The 19797-nt window shown below is 60.4% G+C and carries 13 protein-coding genes; 8 read left to right on the forward strand and 5 right to left on the reverse strand.

Annotated features, from left to right (window positions below; translation table 11 throughout):
* Window positions 1–15: 15 nt before the first annotated feature.
* Complete coding sequence (locus HMPREF2928_RS00520; RefSeq protein ID WP_005504630.1) at window positions 16–810, reverse strand: (Fe-S)-binding protein; 795 nt, start codon at window positions 808–810, stop codon at window positions 16–18.
* 844 nt (window positions 811–1654) lie between these two features.
* On the opposite strand from HMPREF2928_RS00520, the gene HMPREF2928_RS00525 reads away from it, so the two are divergent.
* Window positions 1655–3328, forward strand: a complete 1674-nt coding sequence (locus HMPREF2928_RS00525; protein ID WP_070686959.1) for an L-lactate permease — start codon at window positions 1655–1657, stop codon at window positions 3326–3328.
* Window positions 3329–3549: 221 nt separating this feature from the next.
* Window positions 3550–4398, forward strand: a complete 849-nt coding sequence (locus HMPREF2928_RS00530; protein WP_070686961.1) for a FadR/GntR family transcriptional regulator — start codon at window positions 3550–3552, stop codon at window positions 4396–4398.
* A gap of 118 nt (window positions 4399–4516) precedes the next feature.
* Here the strand turns inward: HMPREF2928_RS00530 and HMPREF2928_RS00535 are convergent, their stop codons facing one another.
* The 3 genes from HMPREF2928_RS00535 to HMPREF2928_RS09210 form a co-directional block, all read right to left on the reverse strand.
* Window positions 4517–5443, reverse strand: a complete 927-nt coding sequence (locus HMPREF2928_RS00535; RefSeq protein ID WP_070686963.1) for a phosphoribosylaminoimidazolesuccinocarboxamide synthase — start codon at window positions 5441–5443, stop codon at window positions 4517–4519.
* Window positions 5444–5702: 259 nt separating this feature from the next.
* Window positions 5703–6986, reverse strand: a complete 1284-nt coding sequence (purD, locus tag HMPREF2928_RS00540) for a phosphoribosylamine--glycine ligase (RefSeq protein WP_049340963.1) — start codon at window positions 6984–6986, stop codon at window positions 5703–5705.
* Between the two features lie 151 nt (window positions 6987–7137).
* A complete protein-coding gene (locus tag HMPREF2928_RS09210) occupies window positions 7138–7479 on the reverse strand; it encodes a hypothetical protein (RefSeq protein ID WP_171840176.1) in 342 nt (113 codons plus the stop codon).
* Window positions 7480–8050: 571 nt separating this feature from the next.
* Here HMPREF2928_RS09210 and HMPREF2928_RS00550 point away from each other — a divergent pair.
* The 5 genes from HMPREF2928_RS00550 to HMPREF2928_RS00570 all read left to right on the forward strand — a co-directional run bounded on the left by HMPREF2928_RS00550 (window position 8051) and on the right by HMPREF2928_RS00570 (window position 15343).
* Complete coding sequence (locus HMPREF2928_RS00550; RefSeq protein WP_070686965.1) at window positions 8051–9178, forward strand: asparaginase; 1128 nt, start codon at window positions 8051–8053, stop codon at window positions 9176–9178.
* Window positions 9179–9216: 38 nt separating this feature from the next.
* Window positions 9217–9633 (forward strand): sterol carrier family protein, encoded by a 417-nt coding sequence (locus HMPREF2928_RS00555; protein ID WP_049349865.1) that lies wholly within the window; start codon window positions 9217–9219, stop codon window positions 9631–9633.
* A gap of 240 nt (window positions 9634–9873) precedes the next feature.
* The gene (purF, locus tag HMPREF2928_RS00560) at window positions 9874–11625 is read left to right on the forward strand and encodes an amidophosphoribosyltransferase (RefSeq protein WP_070686967.1); all 1752 of its coding nucleotides are present in this window, start codon (window positions 9874–9876) and stop codon (window positions 11623–11625) included.
* The gene (gene purM, locus HMPREF2928_RS00565) at window positions 11625–12770 is read left to right on the forward strand and encodes a phosphoribosylformylglycinamidine cyclo-ligase (RefSeq protein WP_070665959.1); all 1146 of its coding nucleotides are present in this window, start codon (window positions 11625–11627) and stop codon (window positions 12768–12770) included. The genes purF and purM overlap by 1 nt, the downstream gene beginning before the upstream one ends.
* A gap of 641 nt (window positions 12771–13411) precedes the next feature.
* Entirely contained in the window at window positions 13412–15343 is a 1932-nt protein-coding gene (locus tag HMPREF2928_RS00570) for a S8 family peptidase (protein ID WP_070686969.1), read from the forward strand.
* Window positions 15344–15439: 96 nt separating this feature from the next.
* Here HMPREF2928_RS00570 and HMPREF2928_RS00575 read toward each other — a convergent pair whose 3' ends face one another.
* On the reverse strand, window positions 15440–17365 hold the full coding sequence (locus HMPREF2928_RS00575) for a S8 family peptidase (protein WP_070686971.1): 1926 nt from the start codon (window positions 17363–17365) through the stop codon (window positions 15440–15442).
* Window positions 17366–17971: 606 nt separating this feature from the next.
* Between HMPREF2928_RS00575 and HMPREF2928_RS00580 the strand changes: the two genes are divergently transcribed.
* Entirely contained in the window at window positions 17972–19690 is a 1719-nt protein-coding gene (locus tag HMPREF2928_RS00580) for a S8 family peptidase (protein ID WP_049327450.1), read from the forward strand.
* The last annotated feature ends 107 nt before the right edge of the window (window positions 19691–19797 follow it).

Raw genomic sequence — 19797 nt, forward strand, 5'->3', positions numbered from 1 at the left:
AGGTCTTATCTTTCCTTAGCCGATCGAGAGCTCGACGCGCTCGGAGTTAATCTTGAGCGGGTTTTCCTTGGTGGATGCGAGGATCTCAGCGAAGTGGATGGTCTGAACGTCCGAGCCGCGACGCATCAGCGCACCGCCGATGTTCATCAGGCAGGAGCAGTCGCCGCCGGTGCAGACGGAAGCACCGGTTGCTTCAACGTTGTCTGCCTTGTCGTTGACCATTGCGCCGGAGACGTCAGCGTTCTTGAAGGAGAAGGTACCACCGAAGCCGCAGCACTGGTCCATGCCCTCGAGCTGGGTGTACTTGATGCCTTCGACGGTGCGGACCAGGTCCTGCTGGCGGGTGCCCAGGCCGAGCATACGCATACCGTGGCAGGAGCTGTGGTAGGTGACGTGCTCGGGGAAGTAGGAGCCGAGCTGCTCGGCAGCGTTGGTGATGCCCAGGATGTCGATTAGCAGCTGGGAAAGCTCGAAGGTGCGGGAAGCAATCTGCTCTGCCTTCAGAGCCAGCGCTTCGTCGCCGCGGCTACGTGCGACCATTGCCTGCTGGTGACGCAGGGAAGCAACGCAGGAGCCGGAGGGTGCAACAGCTACGTCCCAGTCCCAGGAGTCGAAAGCTTCAACGTGGTTCTTGATGACTTCGTAACCGTCATCGAAGTAGCCCGAGTTGACGTGCATCTGAGAGCAGCAGGTCTGGTTCGGGGGGAAGACAACCTCGTGGCCCAGGCGCTCAAGAATTTCGACGGTGGCGCGTGCTACGCGGGGGTACATGCCGTCAACGATGCACGTGGAGAAGAGTGCAATGCGCATGACTTGTCCGTCCTTTCCTCTGTGTTCAGAGTTTCTCGGTCTCACCGCCTGCGTCTGGGGCAGGCGGGGCACAGTCCGAACAAGTTCGGTCTTCCAAAGAAGCGACTCAGATGTATTGAGTCGGGGAAGCTGGGCCGGATGGTTCCGGCTAATGTGCGCGCCCCAAGTGGAGGTGGGATGCGGTGGGATCAGAAACCGTGGTGATGTCTTTTATCTTTCTAGCCATTTAACACCGTTGGGCGGCTTTTCTCTAGTTGGAATAGCACATACTTTCCTTGTTAAATAACCGGTTAGGTCGACCTGACCTTAAGGTATATTTCCCTACCTTCCGGTACATGTGACCTCATCTCCCATGCACCCCCCGTAAGACCCCTATATTCTTTTCGCAGATTGAACATTTATCAAACACACAGAAGTGGACCATAAACCCCCTAGAAATCCGCCGTTCTGAAGATTTTATGGTTGTTTTATGGGGCTTTTCCTTTTTAAAACAACATTCTTTTCGGGTATATGCGTCCAAATGAAGACTCTCCCCTGGGTAAACCAATGACCCATACACCCAACTCGTGATGTATCTGAAAATATTCGAGTTTCAGAACCTGGAATTAACTATCAGAACCGCAATATTTCGGCAGTTTCACTGGAAGCGAGCCCAGGTTCCGGTCGCCTTCCACAAAAATGAGTCAGGTCACTTTTGGTGAAACACCACATTATCCGGTACTCTTCTAAACATGCGATCAATGGTCTGACCACATCCCCGCATGGGAAACAATGACCCGTTCCCCAGCGGGATTATCTATGGTCTGACCACACACAAGACACACCCTGAACCAAAGGAGTTCCAGTGGAAACTTATACCGCTGTAACCAATGCAGTGGGAGGTAGCCTCGGCCTCAGCGCGCTCGTGGCAACCATTCCCCTCCTCACCTTCTTTGTGATGCTACTGGGCGTTAAGGCACGCGCTCACTGGTCCGCACTCGTGGCACTGGCAGCATCCATCCTCGTAGCAGCGCTGGGCTTCCACATGCCCGCTGACCTCGCCGGTCTGAGCGCCGTCCGCGGTGGCATCTACGGCCTGGTCATCTGCTGGGTTATCCTCGGTGCAATCTGGTTCTACCAGATCACCGTCCTTTCCGGCCGCTTTGAAGATCTGCGCCGCGTCTTCGACCGCCTCGGCGGCGGCGACCTGCGCATCCAGGCTATCCTCATCGCATTCTGCTTCGGCGGTCTGCTCGAGGCACTGGCTGGCTTCGGCGCTCCCGTTGCAATTACCGCAACCATGATTCTCTCCCTGGGCGTTAAGCCCCTTAAGGCTGCTGTCACCGTTCTGATCGCTAACACCGCACCCGTGGCATTCGGCGCAGTTGCTGTCCCGATTACCACCGCAGCTGACGTTGGCGGCAAGGACGCACACGTTATCGCAACCATCGTTGGTCACCAGGCTCCGTTCCTGGCAATGCTCGTTCCGCTCATCCTGCTCGTCATCCTCGACGGTATGAAGGGCCTGAAGGACGCTTGGCTGCCCGCACTGGTCATCGGTGTCTCCTTCGCAATTGCACAGTGGGTCACCGCTGCTACCCCCGCATACAACCTGACCGACGTTGTTGCTTGCATCGTCTCCATGGGTGTTGCTGTTGTCTTCCTGCAGTTCTGGAAGCCGCGCGGCGTCGCAGGCGTTCGTGAACGCTACGGTCTGCCCGCACAGGCTGAAGAGAAGGAAGCTCTGCCCGCCGTTCGCGTCTGGATGGCACTGCTGCCCTACGTCATCGTTGTCGCAATCTTCGGTATTGCTAACCTGCACGCCGGCCTGAAGGCATGGCTGAAGAGCTTCGTCATCAAGATTGACATCCAGGCTCTGAGCTCCCGCCTCGTCACCGCTGACGGCAAGCCCGTCAAGGACGCTGTCTACAACTTCACCTGGATGTCCAACCCCGGCACCCTGCTGATCATCTCCGGCCTGGTTGTTGCTGTTATCTACTTCTTCTTCAACGAGAAGGGCCGCTACGCCTTCAAGTTCCCGGCGATCTTCACCGAATTCGGTTCCGTTGTCTACCGCATGCGCTGGTCCATCCTGACCATTGCTTCGGTTCTGGCACTGGCATACGTCATGAACTTCTCCGGTCAGACCATCGCTATGGGTACCTACCTGGCAGGCCTGGGCACCGTCTACGCATTCCTCGCACCGGCTCTGGGCTGGATTGGTACCGCTGTGACCGGTTCGGACACCAGCGCGAACGCACTGTTCTCCAAGCTGCAGGTATCTGCTGCTGAGAACCTGCAGCAGGCAGGTATCCACGGCGCAACCCCCGAGCTCATGCTGGCTGCTAACACCACCGGTGGTGTGGTCGGTAAGATGATCTCCCCGCAGTCGCTGGCTATTGCTGCTACCTCCGTGGACATGGAAGGCAAGGAATCCGACATCCTCAAGGCTGTCCTCCCCTGGTCCTTCGCTATGCTCCTGTTCGTCTGCGTCCTGGTCTTCCTGCAGACCAACGTGCTGTCCTTCATGATTCCCTAATCTGAAGCTCAGGTTTTAGAGAGTTCCTGAAGCATCCGCTTCACGAACAGTAGGACATTCGCCCCGGTTTGACCGGAGGCCACAGCGGGGCGGCGTACCTTTCCGGTATCGCCGCCCCGCTTTTTATGCCCCTTATGACTCGATAGGTTGCCCCAATAGTTTGGGAGAACATGCTGAGTCGAGACTTCTTTTCGTTATCCGCCTCGTTATCAGGAGAGAGTATGCCTCGTTCTTTTGACGACACCCAGCCTGCAGAGGCGCCCCCTGTGGTTGAGCGCCAGCCGATTCTGGCGGACCGCAGCTACAGCATCATTCTGGAGACCTTTGAGCGGCGCCTGCGCCTGGGTGAGTTGCGTGTGGGCGATAAGCTCCCCTCCGAGCGTGAGCTGGCGGCACGGCACGGTATCTCCCGCCCCTCGGTCCGTGAGGGTTTGAGGGTTCTGAACGCGCTGGGTCTGATTCGTTCCAGCACGGGTTCGGGACCGAAGTCGGGCGCGATTATCATTTCTGAGCCGTCGGATGCGCTCAGCTGGGCGCTGCGCATGCACATTGCGACCCGTAGCCTGCCGGTGAAGGACGTTGTCTCAACCCGCTTGCTGCTGGAGGGCCCTGCGGCGCGTGCGGCAGCTGCCGCGCCGGACACTCCGGAGCGTGCGGCGGCGCTGGAGCGGGCGCGCGTGCATCTGGCAGAGATGGATGAGCAGATCAGCGATGAGCGCTTCCACTTCTGCGATACGCGTTTTCACTATGAGCTGTCGAAGCTCGGCGGCAATATTGTGCTTGATACGGTTATTGACTCTCTGCACATGGCGACGATGAGTTATGTGCAGGAGGCGGTTCCTTTCCTAAAGGATTGGGATGCGGTCAAGCGCACGTTGCAGCAGCAGCATTACGGCATTATTGAGGCGATTGCCTCTCACGATGAGCAGGCAGCCTATGAGCGGGTGTGCGAGCACATTACGTGGTTTTATTCGCTGTCTGACCGTGCTGCGGAAGAGCGGGCGCGGCAGCATCCGGCGCGGGATATTCTGCACGAAGATTTGTGCCACGAGAACATTCACGCCGGCTAGGATGTGCCACTCAACCTCATAACCCCACATAGCTAAAGGGCGGTGCCCCGGAAGAATGACCTTCCGGGGCACCGCCCTTTAGCTATCTCAAAGACTTATTCGGTCCGAAATATTGAGTTTAGAACTTCGTGCCGGTCAGACGCTCATACGCCTCAACGTAACGGGCACGAGTCTTCTCCACAACCTCCTCAGGCAGGTGCGGCACGTTATCCGAACCGTCCCAACCCGCTTCCGGGGAACGCAGCCAGTCACGCACATACTGCTTATCGAAGCTCGGCTGTGCACGACCCGGCTCGTACTGGGTCGCATCCCAGAAACGCGAAGAGTCCGGGGTCAGCACCTCATCACCCAGGGTGATTTCGCCGCGGTACGAATCGGTACCGAACTCCATCTTGGTATCCGCCAGAATAATGCCCTGCTCGCGAGCAATCTTCTCCGCAGTGGTGTACAGGCTCAGGCTCAGCTCCTCCAGGCGCTCACCCACCGGCTGACCAACCTCAGCGTACAGCTCCTCACGGGTCACCAGCTCATCATGCTCACCCACCTCAGCCTTACCGGTCGGAGTGAAAATCGGGGTGTCCAGGCGGGAACCATCCACCAGACCCGCAGGCAGCTTCACGCCAGCAATCTCACCAGTCTCGTTGTACACAGCCAAACCCGAACCGGTCAGGTAACCGCGCACAATGCACTCCACCGGGAACATGTTCAGGGAGCGGCAAATCATTGCTCGACCAGCCACAACATCCGGAACGTCAGTGGACAACACGTGGTTCGGAACCTGCTTAAGCTGCTCAAACCACCACAGGGACATCTGAGTCAGAATCTTGCCCTTATCCGGGATCTCGGTGGGTAGAATACGGTCAAACGCGCTAATACGGTCCGAGGCAACAACCATGACCGAACCGGCACGCAGCTCAGCGTCATCATTGACAGTCAAGCCGGTAGCGTCAAAACGTTCCTCATTCGGAACGTACAGGTCACGGACCTTGCCGGAATAAATGTGAGTCCAGCCCGGGATTTCCACGGGGTTAGAACGAGAAGTCATGAGAATTTCTCCTGATGAGGTGGTGTGATGTGGATGCAAAAAGTCTGTGTAATTACAATACCGCGACAGGCGCGGCTCCCGATAGTGCCATCAGTCATCAATACGGCACAATCTTGAGAGCCCAACCTACCCCGTTCGCCGCCGACAACACCCCGAGCTGAGGAAATGAACCCGGGAAAAGCTGAGGCGGCAAGAAGCGAGTGGCAAAGAAGCGACCGGCTTCCCCACCCTCAAGCGGGGAAGCCGGTCACCTTAGGTTTTAGCCGCGCGGAGCGGGAATGTGGATGCGGTTCTCCACAGCCTTCAGCGCGATATCGGTGCGGTACTGCGCGCCAGCCCAGGAGATAGCGCGAACGCCCTCGTAGGCGGCGTCGCGGGCGGCGCCCAGGTTCTCACCGAGCGCCACGACGGCCAGCACGCGGCCGCCGGCGGTGTGGATTTCCTCGCCGGAAACCACGGTGCCCGCGTGAATCACGTGCACGCCCTCCAGAGCATTCGCCTCATCCAGACCGGAGATAACATCACCCTTGCGGGGAGTGTCAGGGTAGTTCTCAGCAGCCATAACCACGTCCACTGCGGTGCGGGGATCCCAATCCAGCTCGGTACCCTCAGAAATTTCACCGCGAGCAGCCGCACGCAGCAGCTGACCCAGCGGGGTGCGCAGACGCGCCAGAACCGCCTGGGTTTCCGGGTCGCCAAAGCGGGCGTTGAACTCGATAACGCGCACGCCGCGGCTGGTCACAGCCAGGCCGCAGAAGAGCACACCCACGAACGGGGTGCCGCGCTCAGCCATACGAGCCACGGTCGGGCGGGCAACCTTCTCCACGACCTCCTGCACGAAGCCCTCGGGCAGCCAGGGAAGCGGGGTGTAGGCGCCCATACCGCCGGTATTCGGGCCCTCATCGTTGTCAAAAATGCGCTTGAAGTCCTGAGCCGGGGACAGCGGCAGAACGTTCTTACCGTCAGAAATGACGAAGAGGGACACCTCGGGGCCGTCCAGGAACTCTTCGATGACCACGGTACCGCCAGCGTTGAAGCAAGCCTGAGCGTGCTCCAGTGCTGCGGTGCGGTCCTCGGTCACCACAACGCCCTTACCTGCTGCCAGGCCGTCGTCCTTCACCACATAGGGTGCACCGAACTCGTCCAGGGCAGCCTGCGCCTCAGCAGCATTCGTTGCCACGTAAGCGCGGGCAGTCGGCACGGAAGCCTCTTCCATGACCTGCTTAGCGAAAGCCTTAGAACCCTCCAGCTGAGCGGCAGCTGCGGAGGGGCCGAAAACATCAAAACCCGCCTCACGCAGTGCGTCAGAAACACCGGCGACCAGCGGCGCCTCCGGGCCAATAACGACCAGGTCGGCGTTCAGTTCGCGTGCCAGGGCGGTTGCCTGGGCGGGGTCATTCGCATCAATTGCATGGACGGGAACATCCTGGGCAATGCCGGCGTTGCCGGGGGCGCTGTGCACCTCGGTTACCTCAGGGTCGCGCAGAAGCGCTCGAATAATTGCGTGTTCGCGGCCGCCGGGGCCCAGTACCAAAACCTTCATGCTATTCAGGGTACCCGGTATCACTCTAAAAACGTGAGCTGGGCTCACTAAAAATGCGGCTCTTCTCATGTAGCGGCACATTCGTAAGAATGCACGCTAGAGAAGAGCCGCACAGCGCGGTAACCGAAGCTACCGAATCAAGCTAAAAGCACTAGATGAGGGCGGTAATGGCAGCCACACCACCGAAGACAATACCCGGGAGGTTCGCGATGATAATCGGAACATCCTTCTTGGGGCGCCACAGACCGTACAGAACCCACAGGGTGCAGTTCACCGCAGCGACCAGCGGCTGGATCCAGTCACCCTTGTGACCGTTCAGGTTACCGATAATCTGCGGGAAGTAGAAGACATACATGAGCACTGCGGTCACAGAAGCAACGCGAGCCAGGATGGGGAAGAACTTTGCGTGGAATTCAGAATCCACGCCCACGCCACCCTTGGGGGAGACGTTCTGTGCGGAGGTGTTTGCGGAGGTGTTGTTCTGCTCTGCCATGGATGTACTCCTTTACATGGTTTGCCGCTCACCAATCAAGAGTGAGTTGAGGGGTAAGGGGCATTAAGCGATGCATACTCGTACCGGGTCACGTCTAACTAGTTTCGCCTAGATATAGAGGCCCCGGGACTGCATCAATTGCGTACTGGATACATTACGCCCGTTCTCAGACTGCATATTGGGGCATGTCAGAGATGATGAACCGTGGATACACTCATAGCTCATCGATTGACGGGGTGGGGTTTTGCTCATCTGCCGCTGCCTTGGTCATCGCCATGTTCATGAGGCGGTACGTCGAGGCGCCAGAATGGTTCGTCGGGCGTCAATCGTGGTCGGTCCTATGCGGTGCTGGGTTTTTCGGTTCGTGCGGGCTGCGCCTCACTCACTTACCTTAGTCTTACCCGTTGCGCTTGAGCACACTTCAATTATAAAAATGAATTACTCATAGCTTCAACTCGCAGTAAACGTGAATCTCTTCACAGGGCTCTCCCTCGACGGTGCCAGCCCATCCTAGCTCCGCGCCACCAGAGACAAATAGGGTCAAGCCGCACGCCCCGTTTAAACTAGAAGAATGACCAACAGCACCACCCCACAGGTAACCACTCACACCACCGACCACAGCAGCACCTTCGACGTAGAACTCGCGCAGCTCACCCGCAACAACTTCATTGAGGCACGCCACCGCGGCCGCCTCATCCTGCTGGGCCCCGACGGCGAAGTACAGCTTGCCCTCGGCGACATTCACGAGCCCTTCTACCTGCGCTCCGCCGCCAAGCCGCTGCAGGCCATCGGATCCATGAAGGCGGGCGCACCCCTGCGCGGCTCCCAGGTCGCCATCGCCTGCGGCTCGCATCGAGGCACCTTCGAGCAGATGCGCGCCGTGCAGGACGTACTCACCCAGGGCAGCACCGAAGCCAACCCGCTCACCCCGGCAAACCTGGCGCTCAAGCCCACGCTCCCCTCCGACAAGCAGGCACGCCAGGCAATGGTTCAGGCGAACCTTGCCGCTACTGCCCTGGCGCACCCCTGCTCCGGCAAGCACGCCGCATTCCTGTGGGCATGCACCGCCAAGCTTGAGCGCGGCGACCTCGAAGAGGGCTCGCAGAACTGGACACTGCACAACTACCTCGACCCCACCCACCCGCTGCAGCAGGTCATCACCGAAGAAATTGAGGCGTTCACCGGCGAGCCCGTAGCCGCAATCGGCGTTGACGGCTGCGGTGCGCCCGTGCACGCCGTCTCCCTGGCCGGTACCGCACGCGCCTACTCGACCCTCGGTGCGGCAATCCGCAACCTCGGGGCGGATGCGCGCGCCTCCACGGTCGCGACCGCCATGGTGGATTACCCCGAGCTGATTCAGGCACCCGGATCCCCCGACACCGTGCTCAGCGAAGAACTGGACGCGATCGTCAAGGGCGGCGCGGAGGGCGTGCTCTGCATTGGTCTGCGTTCGGGCGCGTCCGTGGTGGTGAAGATGAGCGACGGTTCGCACCGCGCCATGTACGCCGTGGCTCTGCGCGCTCTCGCCGCTGGCGGCTACCTGAGCGCTGAAGAATGCGAGCGCCTACTTGCGCTGGTGGTTCACCCGGTGACCGGCGGCTACGTGGACGGCAAGCCGGTTGAGGTGGGCGAGCTGCGCGTACACGAGGAGCTTTTCACCCGCGAGGGTCTGGTTCCCGGCGCCCCGGAAGAGGACTAATCGTGGCGATTCGACGTAAAACTTCCGAAGCAGACGGCATGGCGGCGGTACGCGAAGTGCGTGCTTTCTTTGAGGCGCAGCGTGCGGCAGCCGGTGAGCCTGCGGATTTACATGCCCGAGGCGGGTACCTGCTGAACAGCCCCGAGGTGGCGCAGGCGTTTGCCGCGCTCCCCCGTTCGGTGCGCGCGACCTTCGTTCGCTTCACTCTTGAAGAGCTGGCGACCCTCGCCCCCGGCAATAGTGTGGAGGTACGTGTGCCCCCGCTGGGCGTGACCCAGTGCGTGGCGGGTCCTCGCCATACGCGCGGCACCCCGCCGTCCGTGGTGGAGGCGCGCCCGCTCGTGTGGGCGGTGCTGGTGTTGGGTGCTTGTTCGTGGGAGCAGGCGGTGGGTGCCGGTGCGCTTGATGCGTCGGGCGAGCGCAGTGATTTATCGGCGCTTCTTCCGCTCTTCTAGAATTTGCTACGAGCCCGCAGGTCCACGCAGTTTTCGTAATTTGGCGTGTTTGTTGCCTGTTCTAGTGGTCCATACTGAGGTATTTAGCGTATCCTTCACCACGTCTACATTGAAACCCGGTACACTTTTAAAGGTCTGGTGTATGCTACCGCACACACAGGCAGGTGCGAGTACAGAAACACACGTCCGTCTTGCGCCTGCGCAGACGCATCCGCAGTCCCAACGTCGAAAAGAAGTGAATTGATTCGCCCCGACGGAAAACTCACTCACGACCTCGATCCGATTGACCACGGCCCCAAGGACGCCTGCGGCGTCTTCGGCGTCTGGGCACCCGGCGAGGACGTGGCAAAGCTAACCTACTACGGCCTGTACGCACTCCAGCACCGCGGCCAGGAATCAGCAGGTATCGCAACCAGTAACGGCAAACGTATCCACGTGTACAAGGACATGGGACTCGTCTCCCAGGTCTTTGACGAAGCCACTCTCAGCTCCATGCCCGGCGACCACGCTATCGGCCACGCCCGATACTCCACCACCGGCGCATCCCACTGGGCTAACGCACAGCCGACTCTCGGTACCACCCCGCACGGCACGCTCTGCCTGGCGCATAACGGTAACCTCACCAATTCCGCTGACCTTTACGAGCGTATTCTCGAAAAGAACGGTGGCAAGCCCCCCAAGCACGGTGAGCTTGCTCAGGGTAACACCACCGACACCGCACTCGTCACCGCCCTGCTGGCGGAGCACGACTTCGACTCCCTCGAAGAAGCAGCACTCGACCTGTTGCCGACCCTGCGCGGTGCTTTCTGCCTCACCTTCATGGACGAGAACACCCTCTACGCTGCACGCGACCCGCAGGGTGTACGCCCCCTCGTGCTCGGTCGTCTGGAGCGTGGCTGGGTTGTCGCATCCGAAACCGCGGCACTTGATATTGTCGGCGCGTCCTTCGTGCGTGAAGTGGAGCCCGGCGAATTCCTCACCATTGACGAGAACGGCCTGCGTTCCCAGCGCTTCGCAGAGGCTAAGCCCGCAGGTTGCGTCTTCGAGTACGTTTACCTCGCTCGCCCGGACACCACCATCTCCGGCCGTAGCGTCTACGAATCCCGCGTAGAAATGGGCCGCCAGCTCGCTCGTGAGCACGCTGTTGAAGCTGACCTGGTCATGCCCACCCCCGAATCCGGTGTTCCCGCCGCGATTGGTTACGCCGAAGAGTCCGGCATTCCCTACGGTAACGGCCTGGTCAAGAACGCTTACGTGGGTCGAACCTTCATTCAGCCTTCGCAGACAATTCGCCAGCTCGGTATCCGCCTGAAGCTGAACCCGCTCAAGTCCGTGGTTGCTGGCAAGCGCCTCGTCGTCATTGACGACTCCATCGTTCGCGGTAACACCCAGCGCGCCCTCGTGCGTATGCTCCGCGAAGCCGGCGCGAAGGAAGTGCACGTGCGCATCTCCTCCCCGCCCGTGAAGTGGCCCTGCTTCTACGGTATTGACTTCGCCTCCCGCGCGGAGCTGATCGCTAACGGCCTGTCCGTGGACGAAATCGCCTCCTCCCTGGGCGCCGATTCGCTCGGCTTCATCTCCCAGGAAGGCATGATGGCAGCCACCGAGCAGCCCGCCGAAAACATGTGCACCGCATGCTTCACCGGCAAATACCCGATTGAGCTGCCCAGCGAGGAACGACGCGGCAAGTCCCTCTTCGACGCTGGAGAAAAGGGCAAGGGCGGACCTCTCGCCGGTAAGGCGGCTGAGGTGACCGTGGAGCGCCCCGTTCCCTCCAAGCCCGAGCACGCCGAGGCAGTCTCTATTGAAACCCGCGAAGGCACCGAAACTCTCGAAACGAAGTTCGACCCCTCCGCAGTACAGATTGCCGAAGACGATGCCGGTATCGGCATGTGCAACCCCGGCCCCGACGCCGACCTCGAGGCACTGCTCACCGAGCAGGACCGCATCCCCGCAAACTCCTCCGCTACCGCTACCCCGAAGGAATCCTAATGAGCGAGAACACCACCACCGTAACCTACGCGAGCGCAGGTGTTGACGTAGAGGCTGGCGATCGCGCCGTTGAGCTGATGAAGGGCGCTATCAAGGCGACCCACAACTCCTCCGTCGTTGGTGGCGTGGGCGGCTTCGCGGGCCTGTACGATGTCTCCGAGCTCGTCAAGTACCGCAAGCCCTACCTGGCTACCTCCACCGACGGTGTGGGCACCAAGGTCGCTATTGCGCAGGCACTCGATATTCACGACACCATCGGCTACGACCTGGTCGGCATGGTCGTGGACGACATCGTGGTCTGCGGCGCTAAGCCGCTGTTCATGACCGACTACATTGCCACCGGCAAGGTCGTTCCCGAGCGTATCGCTGACATTGTGCGCGGTATCGCTGGCGCATGTGCACAGGCTGGCACCGCCCTGGTTGGCGGCGAAACCGCTGAGCACCCCGGCCTGCTCGCAGAAGACGAGTACGACGTTGCGGGCGCGGCAACCGGTCTGGTTGAGGCTGACGAGCTGCTCGGCCCGGACCGCGTGCGTAAGGGTGACGTACTGATTGCTATGGCATCCTCCGGTATTCACTCCAACGGCTACTCCCTGGTCCGTAAGGTCCTGAACGTTGCCGGTTGGGGTCTGGAGCGCCAGGTGGACGAGCTGGGCCGCACCATCGGTGAAGAGCTGCTCGAACCCACCCGCGTGTACGCTGCAGACTGCCTGGACCTGGCGGCAGCATTCCCCGTCAACGGCGAAGACGGCACCACCGGCAGCGGTGTACGCGGCTTCTCGCACGTGACCGGCGGCGGCCTGGCTGCTAACCTGGCTCGCGTTCTGCCCCAGGGCCTGGAGGGTCGTGTGGACCGCTCCACCTGGCAGATTCCCGCCATCTTCTCCCTGATCGGTTCGCTGGGCAACGTGCCCCTTGCCGACCTGGAGCGCACCCTGAACCTGGGCGTGGGCATGATTGCTATCGTTGACCCCTCCGTGGCTGAGGCTGCTACCAAGCGTCTGAACGACCGCGGTATCCCCTCCTGGATTATGGGTGACGTTGTTGCCGCCGGTGAACCCGAGGCTAACAACCCCGATTACGTGCAGGGCGCTAAGGGCGTGGACGGCGGCGCGGTTCGCCTGCTGGGCTCCTACGCTTCCTAAGGACGCTTTCTCCAGTAGGTAGCGAGCGCCAGCTTGCTGGTGCTGATGATTCTATAGACCGGGGCGGTCACCCATGCGGTGGCCGCCCCGGTCTTTGTGTGTCTACCGGCGGGGCGTGCTGTCCCGTGTGTTTGATGCCAGCTTTTTATTTATTTTCACGCGTATTTTGGGCTATTTTTATTTTTTGCTATCAACTGCATTTTTAATGCATTTCAGTGCTTACACCATAGTGTTAAAACATTTATTTTTCTCCCCTGTCAGCAAGAGGTGCCGCATATCCTGCCTCGTATACTCCAACCCTCAAGCTTTACTTACATAAACCCTCAACCATTGGGCACTATTCAGCCTCCAGAGGTTGATTTTCTGCACATTAACCCGTGAAAAGCACCTCAAAAATCCCTCAAGTTCACCTTGAAGTGATACCTTAGAAATGTACGTTGCACACCGTCCAAAAAAGAGTTCTTTCGGTACGAAAAAGGGTCAAAGAAACGCTATTCCCTCACCCCATTCATTACTTCAGCGCGCCCAAAAAGGCCTCTTTTACTGCCCCGTAAAAACCCTATACGCACCTCGCGCACCTACAGACGGAAACACCAGTACACATCACACAGTCCGCATACCACCTACATCAGGAGAACCAGATGAGGCTTCCATACATCGGCGCGCAGCGCACCGAAACACCTCCTCGCCCCTGCACCCGCCGCAAGCGCCCCGCACGCGCAGCCATGAGCCTGCTCGCCGCCGGCGCCATCCTCTTCGGAGGCGACCTGCCCGCCGTCCTCGCGCAGGCACCCAGCGACGAAGCCATCCTGGCAGCAGCTCAGGCAGCGCCCCAGGTTGAAGGCCCCGTCAGCCCCCTCACCCTCACACGCAACGGCGTAGCACGCCCCACCACCCCCACCGCGGCGGCACCCGGCACGCTCCCCCAGCAGAACTTCGACCGATTCATCGTCACCTACACCAACGAAGCCAAGCAGCGTAAGCAGCAGAACGAAGGCAATCGGGATGCAATCCAAGACATTGCTAATGACGTTAAAGACACCGTTGATGTTGCCAGTGAATCTCTGAACGTTGACACTCAAATCCTGCGCAGTACCTCCACCGATGACGCCGTCATCCAGACCTCCAAAACCCTCAACAAAAACGAGGCGAAGGAGTTCATGGCGAAGGTCGCCTCCGACCCGGACGTAGCCTCCGTCGAGCCCGACTACATCAACTACCCCGCCGCAGAGGGCGACATCACCTTCCAGTTCAACGACCCGCAGTACAGCAAGCAGTGGAACCTCACCAACCCCACCACCGGCGTTCAGAACACCGGTAACGCGCGCCTGCGCCGCGGCGCAAACGTGAAGGTCGCCGTACTTGACACCGGCTACGTGCCGCACCCCGACCTGGTTACCGGCATGGCGAACGGCTACGACTTCGTCAGCGACCCGCTCAGCGCCCGCGACGGCGACGGCCGCGACCCCAACCCCAGGGATGAAGGCGACTACGCACCCTACAACCTCTGCAAGGACCAGGCGAACGCCCACACCTCCACCTGGCACGGCACCAGCGTTGCTGGCATTATCGGTGCCCGCGGCAATAACCGCATGGGCATCGTCGGCGTTGCCGACCTCGCCCGCGTGCAGCCCGTGCGCGTACTGGGCCGATGCGGTGGCCGCACCTCAGACATTGCCGACGCCATCATCTGGGCTGCCGGCGGACACGTTGACGGAGTACCGGACAACGCCTACCCCGCCAAGATCATCAATATGTCCATCGGCACCGTAACCCAATGCCCCGCCGCGTACCAGCGCGCCATCAACATTGCACGCTCCAAGGGCGCAATCGTGGTCGCCGCGGCAGGTAACGGCAACACGGAGGCGTCCAAGTACGCGCCCGCCAACTGCATGGGCGTCATCACGGTTGGTGCAACCACCAAGGCTGGCACGCGAGCATCATTCTCGAACTACGGCACGAGGGTTAACATCTCGGCACCGGGTGAGGACATCCTCACCCTGTCCATGAACAGCCTCGACCGCCCTGATAACACTAAGTTCAGCTACGACTATGAGAGCGGCACCTCCATGTCGGCACCGCACGTCTCCGCCCTGCTGGCGCAGCAGCTGGTCAACGGCACCTCCATGACCACTAAGCAGGTCGAGGAGGCGTTCACCCTCGCGGGGGGAAACCGCATCAAGTGCGATAAGTATTTCTGCAGCCGAGGTATTATCAACAGCTTCAACCTGGCTAAAAAGGCTGGAAACCTGGACGCGAACGGTAGGGTGACCTACCTGCGACCGCGCAAGATTATTTCTAAGGGCCTGAGCGCCGGAGCGTCCAACACCAAGATTGCAGACAGGGCCGCCACCGACGAGGCAGCCGAGGCGACAGCAGAAGCTCTCACGGCAGGAGCCAACGGCGAGAGCCTCACCGGCGACTACGACCGAATTCCCGGCGCGCCCGCCATGGAAATCCCCGAAGATGCCCAGGTCTACGACTTGAACGGTGACGCCGAGCCCGTCACCCAGGACGAACCGCTGGTCACCAACCCCGCGCAGAAGCCCCGCGAGGCAGACGAGCAGCACTAAGCTACCCATAGCGTAGCCAGACCCGGTTCACGGGCAGAGCGAAGCCCCCGATGAGAGAACTCATCGGGGGCTTTTCGTATCTAAAATCAGTTTTGACTAGCGGTGATTACCGGTCGCGAAGCCCAAGTAACCATTGTTCAGGTAGCCATTGTTCGGGTAAGTACTGCTCGGGTAGGTGTTCGCAGATGCACCACCGTACCAGGAGCGGTAACGCGGGGTGTGGCCGTGACGCGGACGCGACGGGTAGGAGGGGCGAGTCACCGGGCGGGACGGGCGGGTCCTGGCCTTCGGAGCCGGGGTCACCTTCGGTGCAGGGGTTACCTTCGGTGCAGGGGCCTGCTGACGCTTAGCGTCCTCTTCAGCCTTCTTGCGTGCCGCCTCTTCAGCCGCCTTCTTACGTGCGGCCTCCTCCTCAGCCTTCTTGCGTGCCGCCTCAGCCGCGGCGGCATCGGCAGCCTCACGGTCGGAGCGGACCTGCTGAACCGCGCGCGCCGCATTCACAATGCCGGAACCGCACGCGGACTGGTCGCACTCAACACCCTGAGAGGTGGATTGCAGAGCCTTCTTCGCCTGAGCATACGTCAGCTTCGGGTCGACCGACTTCATGAGCGCCACAATACCGGCAACATGCGGTGCCGCCATGGAAGTGCCCTGGTACTCGGCGTAGTCGGCCTTACCGGGAGCAGTCTTACCGGCGTTCAGGGTGGAGAGAATACCGCCACCCCAGTAGCGGCGGTCGCCACCGGGTGCGCTCACGTCCACGCGGGAGCCGTAGTTGGAGAAGTAGGAGCGCTTGCCGTTCTTATCGGTTGCGCCCACATTGATGACGTCCTCGCAGTTGCCGGGGCTGGACTTCGAGGCATCAAAGTTGTTGTTACCCGCTGCGACGACCACGATGGAGCCACGCTTATTCGCCTGAGCAATCGCCTGGCGGTACGGGGTGGTGCAGGTGCCCTCGCTACCGATGGACATGTTAATGACCTGGGCGGGGTTCTGGTTTGCGGGGACACCGCGCACACTACCACCGGCAGCCCAAATAATGCCGTCGGTGATGTCCGAGTCGAAGCCGCCGCAGGCGCCCAGAACGCGCACGGGCACGATCTTCGCCTCGGGTGCCACGCCGGCAATGCCCTCGTTATTGTTCGCGATAGCGGCAATGGTGCCCGCCACGTGGGTGCCGTGCCAGTCGGAGGCGGTCGCCTTCGAACCGGTGAAGCACTGGTTGTCTACGGTCCAGTTGCCGGCATCGGTCGGGTCGGAGTCGCGGCCGTTACCGTCGTTGGAGAACGCCGACTCGGCAATGAAGTCGTAGCCGGGCAGCACGTTAACGTCCAAGTCCGGGTGGGCGGTAATGCCGGAGTCCAGCACCGCCACGGTTACGCCCTTACCGCGGGTGGTGCCCCACGCCTCCAGCGCAGAGACGCCCTTCTCACCGGTGAGGGACCACATGCGGTTCATCTTCGGGTCGTTGATCTTGACGGTCTCCGAGGTGTTGTCCACGGTGGCGTAGCGGCGCATATCGGGCGACACGGAGGCGACCTTGGAGTTCGCGCTCAGGGCGTTCATGTACTGCTGCGCCTGCGCGGGGGTGAGCTCCGCGGAGGTGGTGACCACGCTGGCATCCAGCGCGGTGGAGCGGACGTAGCTGGTCTTAATGTTCAGCAGCTCGTCAATGCTCTGCACCTCGGAGCTGATGCCCGCGTAGAGTGCGTCGCTCCAGGTTGCCTGCTGGGTACCGGCGGCTGCGGACCAATCAATCTGGTCTGCGGTGGCGTCAGCGGAGGCGGCGTTCTTCGCTTCATCGGTGTAGGTGATGATGAAGCGGTTGTATGCCACGGGCGCGGACTGGGTGGTGTTAGAAGCCTGTGTCGCCACAGAAGCCTGGGTTGCGTGGGTAGCCTGCGCGGTGGGTGCCGCCACGGCGGGGATCACGCTTGCCGAGAGCAGGCAGGTTGCGGTGACGAAGCTCAGCAGGGAACGCTGTGAGGAGCGTGCCTGCGAGGGGCGAGCAATGCGAAGCATGGACGTCCTTGAGGTGAGTGGTACCGGGTGCGCACGATGCGGCGTAGCGTTGCCGTCTCGCGTTGAGGGCGTGTGCTCGGTACGAGTGAATACGGAAGAGTGAGGTGTTGGTGCATTGTGTGTGCTGTGAAGTGGTTCCACAATGTGCGTGCACGGGTACGCACCGTGAGATACTCTAGCACCCTTTTTCAGTTACTTTATGAATAAAATAACCTTTGTGATGCAGGTCATTTTATGCATAGATGAGTAAAACTTAAATCACTACTTTAAGTCGCGAGAATATTCCGACTAGGCATTTCTTTATCTGCATTTACATGAAAGAAAAATCTCATTATTTACGCCACACTATCGAGTTTTAGCCCCGCCAAACATAGAAAAAGGTGCTAGGATAGCGATATCTCACCACATAAACTACTTCCGATGAACTCCCGCACGGGGGTTTAGAGAAAAATACACATCAATGCAGTGATGTGCATTTTCTTTTTCTATTCGCTCCTCACAAGCAAATATGCAAAAGAATGCAAATATTTTCTCGAAGGTGCATTTATGTGAGTGGATGACCAACCCACTTGCCGCTTCCGGCACTCACATACGCAAAGGACCCCGATGTCTTTTACCACTCACCCCTCAGCGCGCGGTGTCGCACGCACCGCGCTGAGCCTGGGCACCGCCGCAGCACTCGTCACGACCCTGGGCGCCCCCGCATCCTTCGCGGCACCCGCCAAGGCTAACGGAGCCGAGCGCGCCAAGGCGCACACCACCATTTCCTCCCTAAGCTCCGCACAGCAGAAGGCAGGCTTCAACCGATTCGTTATCACCTACACCGACAGCGCTCTGAACGCAGGTGGCATCAACTGGGCAAGCCCCGCAGGCACCCAGGTTGCCACCTGGAACGACGGCCTCTACCAGGGTCTCACCTCCGAGGTGAAGAGCGTCGATGACCTCTTCAAAATCAAGACCAGCTACGTACGCACCACCGCTCAGAAGGCAACCGTGGTGACTCTCTCCTCCAAGCTCACCGCGGAGCAGGCAGAGAAGTACATGGCGGCGCTGAGCTCTAACCCCTCCGTCGCGTCGGTTGAGCCCGACCTGCTGCGCCGCTCCAACGCACGCACCCGTACCGCCGCAAACTCCAAGGTCGCTCAGGTAGCCCAGGCTGCCCAGGCGTCGAACCAGGTTGTGGCGCCGAACGACACCCTCTACCCGCAGCAGTGGAACCTGCACGGCACCAAGGGTCTGGCTACCCCCGAAGCGTGGAAGACCACCCAGGGTGCCGGCGTGACCGTTGCTGTGATTGACTCCGGCATCGTCAAGCACCCCGACCTGGACGCTAACGTCCTGCCCGGCTACGACTTCATCACCGAGCCCTCCATTGCTCGTGACGGCAACGGCCGCGACTCCGACCCGACCGACCAGGGCAACTGGGAAGAAGCGGGCGTCTGCGGTGCTGATGCAGAGGCAAGCGAGTCGAACTGGCACGGCACCCACGTTGCCGGCTCCATCGCGGCGATTATGAACAATAAGCGCGGTATCGTCGGCGTGGCACCCTCCACCAAGATCCTGCCCGTGCGTGCCCTGGGCATGTGCGGCGGCTACGACTCCGACATTGCGGATGCAATGGTTTGGGCAGCCGGCGGCACCGTTGAAGGCGTTCCTGCGAACTCCAACCCCGCCAAGATCATTAACCTCTCCCTCGGCGGCGAAGGCACCTGCCCCGCAACCTACTCCAAGGCTATTGCTGAAGTGAACAAGCGCGGCGCGATTCTCGTTGTCGCTGCTGGTAACGATGGTCAGGACACTTCCAAGGTCGCTCCGGCTAACTGCGGCGGTTCGATCGTGGTGGGCGCTACCGACCAGAACGGTAAGCGTAGCGACTTCTCCAACTACGGCAAGATTGTTGATGTGAGCGCTCCCGGCAGCAACATCATGTCCACCGTGGATCTGGGTACCACCGTGTCCACCGGCGCAGGCTACACCGAGTACGACGGCACCTCCATGGCAGCACCCCAGGTTGCTGGCGTGATTGCTCTGATGAAGTCCGTGGATCCCTCGCTGAACGCTGAGCGTGCAAAGCAGATTCTGAAGCAGAGCTCCAAGCCGCTCACCTGCGATGTGAACGGTTGCGGTTCCGGCATTGTGAACGCCGCGAGCGCACTGGCTATGGTGCAGGGCAAGAAGGACCCGAACCCGCAGGCAAAGCCCTGGCCGAAGCGTGCACCCAAGCACCCGACCCGTGCGGCTCGTGTTGGTTACGTGACTAACCCGGCTGTTAACCACAACCCGCCGTTCCTGATTACTGCTCACGGCCTGATTCCCGGTCAGTAATCGGCATGTTGCCAGCTCGGAAGCCGGTGAGCCAATAGGCTTCTGAAGGATGCCACATACAAAAAGCCCCCGTTGAGTTTTGAACTGCGCCCCGAAACTTGGACGCA

It is taken from the genome of Rothia sp. HMSC072B04 (assembly GCF_001813725.1).
In the GTDB taxonomy this organism is placed as follows: Bacteria; Actinomycetota; Actinomycetes; order Actinomycetales; family Micrococcaceae; genus Rothia; species Rothia mucilaginosa.